This window comes from Streptomyces bambusae, from assembly GCF_019400985.1.
Lineage (GTDB): Bacteria > Actinomycetota > Actinomycetes > Streptomycetales > Streptomycetaceae > Streptomyces > Streptomyces bambusae_A.
Genome location: NZ_WTFF01000043.1, coordinates 22,580 through 31,254, shown reverse-complemented (window position 1 = coordinate 31,254; position 8,675 = coordinate 22,580). Strand labels below are relative to the sequence as shown.

Sequence of the window (8,675 nt, the reverse complement as noted above, 5' to 3'; positions counted from 1 at the left end):
GGCACCGCAGGGGGTAGCTATCAACCGGGCCGGGGGGGGGGGGCGATGGCGCGCCAGCAGGGGGGGGGCGGGCCCGATCAATGGAGACGTCGACACCGGGCCACGGGGGGCCGGGGGGGGGGCGCGCCACGCGGCGGTGGCGGGGCGGCCCCGCGCACGCCCCGGCGGCCACACGCCGTAACCGCTGCGCGGGGCCCGCGCCTCAAACGCCGGCGGGGCTGGATCGGGCCGGGCTGCGCCCCGTCAGGGGCGCGGGGAACTGCGCGATCAGCCACAGGGGACCCGCGGGTCCGCCACGGCCGGGATGGCCCCCGAACAGGGGCGGGGTCCGGGGCGAAGCCCCGGTTCGGGAAGGGGCGGGTAGGGGAAAGGCCCCGCGCAGCGGCCCCGGATACGATGGGCCACGGACATCGGCGCCACGGCCGTGATCTCGATCACGGCCGTGAGGTCGTCGTCCTGGGCGTGAGCGGCTGCCCCGGCATCCGCGGATTCCCCGGAGACAAGGAGAATCACGTCCCCGTCCGGGGTGACGGTCCGTGCGGCCGGCATCCCTGTCCCGAGCGCCTGTCGGCCTCCTCGCGACCCCGTGGGTCACGAGCACCGGCGAGAGTGAGGGATACTGAGGCGTTGGACTCTACGAGGGTTCGTACGCGCTCGGCTCAGGTGAGCTGTCGAGCGCCTTCCCTGGGACGCGGCTGACCTTGCCTACCGTCGTCGAAAGCGGACGTGGATCGTTTCTCGTCCGAACTGCGACGCGCACTGGGCAGGGGGATCCCATGTGGTCGAGACATTACGTCCTCCTCGAATAAGGTAAGGCTCACCTAAATTACATGGAGGTAGGTTCCACGTGAACCAGGCACGACCCAAGGTCAAGAAGTCCCGCGCCCTCGGCATCGCCCTGACGCCGAAGGCCGTCAAGTACTTCGAGGCCCGCCCCTACCCGCCGGGCGAGCACGGCCGTGGCCGCAAGCAGACCTCGGACTACAAGGTCCGCCTGCTGGAGAAGCAGCGTCTGCGCGCGCAGTACGACATCTCCGAGAAGCAGATGGCCCGCGCCTACGACCGCGCCAAGAAGGTCGCCGGCAAGACCGGTGAGGCCCTGGTCGTCGAGCTCGAGCGTCGTCTGGACGCCCTGGTGCTGCGTTCGGGCATCGCCCGCACCATCTACCAGGCCCGCCAGATGGTCGTCCACGGCCACATCGAGGTCAACGGCGCCAAGGTCGACAAGCCGTCGTTCCGCGTGCGTCCGGACGACGTCGTCACCGTGCGCGAGCGCTCCCGCGAGAAGCACCCCTTCCAGGTCGCCCGTGAGGGTGGCTACGCGGGCGAGGGCGAGACCCCGCGCTACCTGCAGGTCAACCTGAAGGCCCTGGCGTTCCGCCTGGACCGCGACCCGCAGCGCAAGGAGATCCCCGTGATCTGCGACGAGCAGCTCGTCGTCGAGTACTACGCCCGCTGATCCAGCAGGGGTAGGCCTCACAGGCTGTTCGGAACCCGCCGTCCCTCCGGGGCGGCGGGTTCCGTCGTTCCCACGGCCGCGCACCGGAATTCGGGTACGGCGGCCCACCCCTGGCGCGATAGGGTCGGGGGACAACTTTCTACGTGTTTTCTACGTGCATAGGAGCGGTGCAACGTGTCCGGTGGAGAGGTGGCCGGGATCCTCGTGGCCGTCTTCTGGGCGATCCTGGTCTCGTTCCTCGCGGTGGTGCTGGTGAGGCTGGCCCAGACGCTGAAGGCGACCACCAAGCTGGTGGCCGACGTGACCGAGCAGGCCGTCCCGCTCCTCGCCGACGCCTCCACCACGGTCCGCTCCGCCCGCACCCAGCTCGACCGGGTCGACGCGATCGCCAGCGACGTGCAGGAGGTCACCTCCAACGCCTCCGCCCTGTCCTCCACCGTGGCCTCCACCTTCGGCGGGCCGCTGGTGAAGGTGGCCGCCTTCGGCTACGGCGTCCGCAAGGCGCTGGGCCGGACGGACGAGGTGCCGGCGCGCGCGACCCGCCGTACTGTGATCGTCGGCCGGACCGTGCCGGCCGCACGGACCGCCCGTTCCGCATGGCGCCGCAAGCAGAAGGACTGACGACCGCGATGTTCCGCCGTACCTTCTGGTTCACCGCAGGCGCAGCCGCCGGCGTGTGGGCCACCACCAAGGTCAACCGCAAGCTCAAGAAGCTGACCCCCGAGAGCCTCGCCGCACAGGCCGCCGACAAGGCGATCGAGGCGGGCCACCGCCTCAAGGACTTCGCCCTCGACGTCAAGGCGGGAATGCTCCAGCGCGAGGACGAGCTGAACGATGCACTGGGTCTGAACTCCGACCCGGACCGGCCCGACAACGTGCGCGCCCTGCCCGGGCCGCGCCGGCTGCGGGCCCTGACGAACGACAACGACCACCGACCGAAGTTTTCGTACAACCGGAATGAGGACCACTGATGGAGTCGGCTGAGATTCGCCGCCGCTGGCTGAGCTTCTTCGAGGAGCGCGGTCACACCGTCGTCCCTTCGGCGTCGCTCATCGCGGACGACCCGACTCTGCTGCTGGTCAACGCGGGCATGGTCCCGTTCAAGCCGTACTTCCTCGGCGAGACCAAGCCCCCGGCCCCCCGCGCCACCAGCGTGCAGAAGTGCGTCCGGACCCCGGACATCGAAGAGGTCGGCAAGACCACCCGCCACGGCACGTTCTTCCAGATGTGCGGCAACTTCTCCTTCGGCGACTACTTCAAGGAAGGAGCCATCAAGTACGCCTGGGAGCTGCTCACCACGCCCCAGGACAAGGGTGGCTACGGCCTTGAGCCGGAGAAGCTCTGGATCACCGTCTACCTCGACGACGACGAGGCCGAGACGATCTGGCGCGACGTGATCGGCGTCCCCGCCGAGCGCATCCAGCGCCTGGGCAAGAAGGACAACTTCTGGTCCATGGGCGTCCCCGGCCCCTGCGGCCCGTGCTCCGAGATCAACTACGACCGCGGCCCGGAGTTCGGCGTCGAGGGCGGCCCCGCCGTCAACGACGAGCGGTACGTGGAGATCTGGAACCTCGTCTTCATGCAGTACGAGCGAGGCGCCGGCGACGGCAAGGAGGACTTCCCGATCCTCGGCGACCTGCCCTCCAAGAACATCGACACCGGTCTCGGCCTCGAACGCCTGGCGATGATCCTCCAGGGCGTGCAGAACATGTACGAGACCGACACCCTGCGCGTCGTCATGGACAAGGCCACCGAGCTGACCGGCGTCCGCTACGGCGCCGCCAAGGACACCGACGTCTCGATGCGCGTGGTCGCCGACCACATGCGCACCTCCGTCATGCTCATCGGCGACGGCGTCACCCCCGGCAACGAGGGCCGCGGCTACGTGCTGCGCCGCATCATGCGCCGCGCCATCCGCAACATGCGCCTCATGGGTGCCACCGGCCCCGTGGTCAAGGACCTCATGGACGTCGTGATCGACACGATGGGGCAGCAGTACCCGGAGCTGATCACCGACCGCAAGCGCATCGAGACCGTCGCGCTCGCCGAGGAAGCCCGCTTCCTGAAGACCCTGAACGCCGGCTCCAACGTCCTCGACACCGCCGTGTCCGAGACCAAGGCCGCCGGCGGTACGGTCCTCCCGGGCGACAAGGCGTTCCTGCTCCACGACACCTGGGGCTTCCCGATCGACCTGACCTTGGAGATCGCCGCCGAGCAGGGCCTCTCCGTGGACGAGTCCGGCTTCCGCCGCCTGATGCAGGAGCAGCGCGACAAGGCCAAGGCCGACGCCAAGGCCAAGAAGACCGGCCACGCCGACGTCTCCGCCTACCGGCTGATCGCCGACAACGCCGGCGCCACCGAGTTCACCGGCTACGCCACCACCCAGGGCGAGTCCACCGTCGTCGGCCTGCTGGTCAACGGCATGCCCGCGCCCGCCGCCTCCGAGGGCGACGAGGTCGAGGTCGTCCTCGACCGCACCCCGTTCTACGCCGAGGGCGGCGGCCAGCTCGCCGACCAGGGCCGGATCAAGCTCGACACCGGCGCCGTGATCGAGGTCCGCGACGTCCAGCAGCCGGTCCCGGGTGTCTCCGTGCACAAGGGCTCCGTCCAGGTCGGCGAGGTGACGGTGGGCGCCTCCGCGTACGCCGCCATCGACGTCAAGCGCCGCCGGGCCATCGCCCGTGCCCACTCGGCCACCCACCTGACCCACCAGGCGCTGCGCGACGCCCTCGGCCCGACCGCCGCCCAGGCCGGTTCGGAGAACAGCCCCGGCCGCTTCCGCTTCGACTTCGGCTCGCCGAACGCCGTCCCCGGCACGGTCCTCACCGACGTCGAGCAGAAGATCAACGACGTGCTCTCCCGCGAGCTCGACGTCACCGCCGAGATCATGAGCATCGACGAGGCGAAGAAGCAGGGCGCCATCGCCGAGTTCGGCGAGAAGTACGGCGAGCGGGTCCGCGTCGTGACCATCGGCGACTTCTCCAAGGAGCTCTGCGGCGGTACGCACGTGGCCAACACCGCCCAGCTGGGTCTGGTGAAGCTGCTCGGCGAGTCCTCCATCGGCTCCGGCGTGCGCCGCGTCGAGGCCCTGGTCGGCGTGGACGCGTACAACTTCCTCGCCAAGGAGCACACGGTCGTCGCCCAGCTCCAGGAGCTGGTCAAGGGCCGGTCGGAGGAGCTCCCGGAGAAGATCTCCACCATGCTCGGCAAGCTGAAGGACGCCGAGAAGGAGATCGAGAAGTTCCGCGCGGAGAAGGTCCTCCAGGCCGCCGCCGGTCTCGCCGAGAACGCCCAGGACATCCGCGGCATCGCCCTCGTCGTGGGCCAGGTGCCGGACGGCACCGGCGCCGACGACCTGCGCAAGCTGGTCCTCGACGTCCGCGGCCGCATCCAGGGCGACCGCCCGGCCGTGGTGGCCCTGTTCGCCGTGGCGAACGACCGCCCGCTGACCGTGATCGCCACCAACGAGGCCGCCCGCGAGCGCGGTCTCAAGGCCGGTGACCTGGTCCGTACCGCCGCCAAGACCCTCGGCGGCGGCGGTGGCGGCAAGCCGGACGTCGCCCAGGGCGGCGGCCAGAACCCGGCCGCCGTGCCGGAGGCCATCGCCGCGGTCGAGCGGCTCGTCGTAGAGACGGCCTGACGCATGGCACTGCGCCGTGGACGTCGGCTCGCGGTCGACGTCGGGGACGCCCGGATCGGGGTCGCCTCGTGCGACCCCGACGGGGTCCTCGCCACGCCGGTGGAGACCGTGCCGGGACGTGACGTCCCGGCCGCCCACCGGCGGCTGCGCCAGCTCGTCGAGGAGTACGAACCGCTGGAGGTCGTGGTCGGCCTGCCCCGTTCGCTGAGCGGACGCGAGGGGCCGGCCGCGGCCAAGGTGCGGGCCTTCGCCGGGGAGCTGGCGAAGGGCATCAAGCCGGTCCCCGTGCGCCTGGTGGACGAGCGGATGACCACCGTCACCGCGGCCCAGGGGCTTCGCGCCTCGGGGAGGAGCGCCAAGAAGGGACGTTCCGTCATCGATCAGGCAGCCGCTGTGATCATCCTCCAAAACGCTCTTGAGACCGAACGGGTATCAGGTAATCCGCCCGGCGAGTGCGTCGAAGTGGTCATCTGATCGCGATACGGTAACGTTCCGCGCGATGTGGCGGCATTTCGAACAGCCGTCGGCTCTTCGACGCGGCGCTCTAGGGGATCGATGACTGAGTATGGCCGGGGCCAGGCCCCCGAACCGTGGCACCCCGAGGACCCCCTCTACGGGGACCCGGGGTGGACGGGACAGCACCAGGTCCCGCAGCACTATCCCCAGGACCAGCAGCAGTACCAGCAGCCACAGGCGCAGTACCAGCAGCACCAGCAGTACCCGCAGCAGCAGTACGCGACGCAGCAGCACCAGCAGTACCCCGAGCAGTACGGGCAGCAGGTGCAGCCGCAGATGCAGCCTCAGCAGATGCACCCCCAGATGCACCCCCAGCAGATGCAGCCGCACATGCAGCAGCCGGTCGCGCAGCAGACGTACGGCGGACAGGCCTGGGATACCGGTCAGATGATCGGCCTGACCGACCCCCAGGCCGCCCACCCCCAGGCCGCCCACCCCCAGGTCGCCGCGGACCCGTACGCGACCGGCCAGACGTACGTCGGAGCGGACCCGTACGCCGGCGGCGAGGCCTACGCCGGCGCCGCCGGGTACGCCCAGCAGCCCGCCGGCTACCCCGGCGAGGCGCCCGACCTGTACACCTCCGACGAGGCCTATCCGCCGCCGGCCCCGCCGAACCAGCGCCACCTCGCGCCCGAACGGACCGAGGACGCGCCCGACACGGACGAGGACGACGACGAGGCCGACGAGCCGGCGTCCGCCGGCCGGCGCACCGACCGCAAAGGCGCGAAGGGCGCGAAGGGCGGGAACGGCGCCGCCTCCGGCAAGTCCGGGAAGTCCGGCAAGGGCAAGAAGAAGGGCCGCAACGGCGTCGCCTGCCTGTTCACCTCGCTCGTCCTGATCGGCATCGTCGGCGGTGGCGGCTACTACGGCTACAGCTTCCTGCAGGACCGGTTCGGCGCCCCCGCGGACTTCACCGGCGCCGGCACCGAGCCGATCGACGTCGAGATCAAACCGGGCTCGGGCCTCGGCCAGATGGGCCGCACCCTCAAGGAGGCCGGCGTCGTCGCGAGCGCCGAGGCGTTCGTCTCCGCCGCGTCCGCCAACCCCAAGGGCAAGAACATCCAGCCCGGCGTCTACCCGCTGCGCAAGCGGATGTCGGCCAAGGAAGCCGTCGCGGTGATGGTCGACCCGACCAAGCTCAACGTGGTCACGATCCCCGAGGGCTGGCGCAACGCCGCGGTGTACGAGGCCATCGACAAGAAGCTCAAGCTCCAGAGCGGCACGACCAAGGACGTGGCCAAGCGCGAGCTGAAGAACCTGGGCCTGCCGACCTGGGCGGACAGCGCCAACCCGAAGATGATCGACCCGCTGGAAGGCTTCCTCTACCCGGCGCGCTACGACCTCACCGTGGGCATGAAGCCCGAGGACCTGCTCAAGCAGATGGTCGCCAAGGCGAACGAGTCGTACGCGGCGCACGGTGTCGAGGCCAAGGCCAAGGAGCTCGGCCTCAGCTCGCCGCTCCAGGTGGTCACGATCGCGTCCATGGTCCAGGCCGAGGGCATGAGCCACGACGACTTCAAGAAGATGTCGGACGTCATCTACAACCGCCTCAAGCCCACGAACACCGTCACCAACCGCAAGCTCGAGTTCGACTCGACGATCAACTACCTCAAGGGCACGAGCAACATCAACGTCTCCCGCACGGAGACGCGTACGCTCGACAACCCGTACAACACGTACTTCCACGCGGGCCTCACCCCCGGCCCGATCGGCAACCCCGGCGACGACGCCGTCAACGCGGCCATGAACCCCGACGGCGGCGGCTGGATGTTCTTCGTATCGGTCGACGGGAAGAAGACCACCTTCACCAGGACCTTCGAGGAGCACGACGAACTGGTCAAGGAATTCAACCGGCGACAGAGCAACAGGTAGGCAGGCAGGCATGTCACGCAACAAGGCCGCGGTGCTGGGATCCCCCATCGAGCACTCCCTCTCGCCCGTGCTGCACCGCGCGGCCTACCGGGAGCTCGGTCTCGCCGACTGGTCCTACGACCGCTTCGAGGTGGACGAGGCCGCACTCCCGGGCTTCATCGCCGGGCTCGGCGAGGAGTGGGCCGGCCTGTCCCTGACCATGCCGCTCAAGCGGGCCGTCATCCCGCTGCTCGACGAGATCAGCGACACCGCCGCGGCGGTCGAGGCGGTCAACACGGTCGTCCTCACCGAGGACGGCCGCCGCCTCGGCGACAACACCGACATCCCCGGCATCGTCGCCGCCCTGCACGAGCGCGGCGTCGACAAGGTGCCCGCCGCCGCGATCCTGGGCGCCGGGGCCACCGCCTCCTCGGCGCTCGCCGCCCTCGCCCGGATCTGCTCCGGCGAGGTCACCGCGTACGTGCGCAGCCAGGCCCGCGCGGCCGAGATGCGCCAGTGGGGCGAGCGGCTCGGCATCACCGTCCGTACGGCCGACTGGACGCTGGCGGCGGAGGCGCTGAGCGCCCCGCTGGTCATCGCCACCACCCCGGCCGGCACCACCGACGCCCTCGCCACCGTCGTCCCCAAGCAGCCGGGCACCCTCTTCGACGTGCTGTACGAGCCCTGGCCCACCGCGCTCGCGGCCGCCTGGGACGAGCGCGGCGGCAAGGTGGTCGGCGGTCTCGACCTGCTGGTCCACCAGGCCGTGCTCCAGGTCGAGCAGATGACCGGCCGCCCCGGCCCGCTGGCGGCCATGCGGACCGCCGGAGAGGCGGCGCTCGCCGCCCGGTAGGCTCTCCCGTCCGCACGGACATGCACGACGGGAGCACCATGGACAGTACGGACGGCAGCTGGATCCTGGCGTCGAAGTGGGACGCCGGGTGGGACGCCGGCATGGCCGTGTACCTCTTCATCCGCATGCTGGTCAGCAGCCTGCCGGACTGGGTGAAGATCACACTGTTCACGCTGGTCGCGGGCGGCGCCGTGTGGTCCGCCGTCCAGCGGCTCAGGCAGCGGCGCGCCGCCGCCTCCTGAGGCCCCCGGCGCCCTGGCGGCGCCACGACTTGCCACAGTGGCGTCCGAAAGCTGGACCGGAGGCCTGTTCACCAGCGCGGACGTGGGAGGATCGACCTGGGCGGGCCCGGGCCG

The 8,675-nt window shown here is 70.6% G+C and carries 8 protein-coding genes; all 8 read left to right on the top strand.

The features are described from left to right. Positions 1 to 847: 847 nt before the first annotated feature. Entirely contained in the window at positions 848 to 1,459 is a 612-nt protein-coding gene (gene rpsD, locus GPJ59_RS09325; RefSeq protein ID WP_219666002.1) for a 30S ribosomal protein S4, read from the top strand. Between the two features lie 174 nt (positions 1,460 to 1,633). Then, entirely contained in the window at positions 1,634 to 2,080 is a 447-nt protein-coding gene (locus tag GPJ59_RS09320) for a DUF948 domain-containing protein (RefSeq protein ID WP_219666001.1), read from the top strand. 8 nt (positions 2,081 to 2,088) lie between these two features. After that, positions 2,089 to 2,430 (top strand): hypothetical protein, encoded by a 342-nt coding sequence (locus tag GPJ59_RS09315; protein WP_219666000.1) that lies wholly within the window; start codon positions 2,089 to 2,091, stop codon positions 2,428 to 2,430. Then, a complete protein-coding gene (gene alaS / locus GPJ59_RS09310) occupies positions 2,430 to 5,099 on the top strand; it encodes an alanine--tRNA ligase (RefSeq protein ID WP_219665999.1) in 2,670 nt (889 codons plus the stop codon). Before GPJ59_RS09315 ends, alaS begins: the two co-directional genes overlap by 1 nt. A gap of 3 nt (positions 5,100 to 5,102) precedes the next feature. Further along, complete coding sequence (ruvX, locus tag GPJ59_RS09305; RefSeq protein WP_219665998.1) at positions 5,103 to 5,573, top strand: Holliday junction resolvase RuvX; 471 nt, start codon at positions 5,103 to 5,105, stop codon at positions 5,571 to 5,573. An 81-nt stretch (positions 5,574 to 5,654) separates the two neighbouring features. Next, a complete protein-coding gene (gene mltG / locus GPJ59_RS09300) occupies positions 5,655 to 7,487 on the top strand; it encodes an endolytic transglycosylase MltG (RefSeq protein WP_219665997.1) in 1,833 nt (610 codons plus the stop codon). A 10-nt stretch (positions 7,488 to 7,497) separates the two neighbouring features. Beyond that, a complete protein-coding gene (locus GPJ59_RS09295; RefSeq protein WP_219665996.1) occupies positions 7,498 to 8,319 on the top strand; it encodes a shikimate dehydrogenase in 822 nt (273 codons plus the stop codon). A 38-nt stretch (positions 8,320 to 8,357) separates the two neighbouring features. After that, on the top strand, positions 8,358 to 8,561 hold the full coding sequence (locus GPJ59_RS09290; RefSeq protein WP_219665995.1) for a hypothetical protein: 204 nt from the start codon (positions 8,358 to 8,360) through the stop codon (positions 8,559 to 8,561). Positions 8,562 to 8,675: the final 114 nt, after the last annotated feature.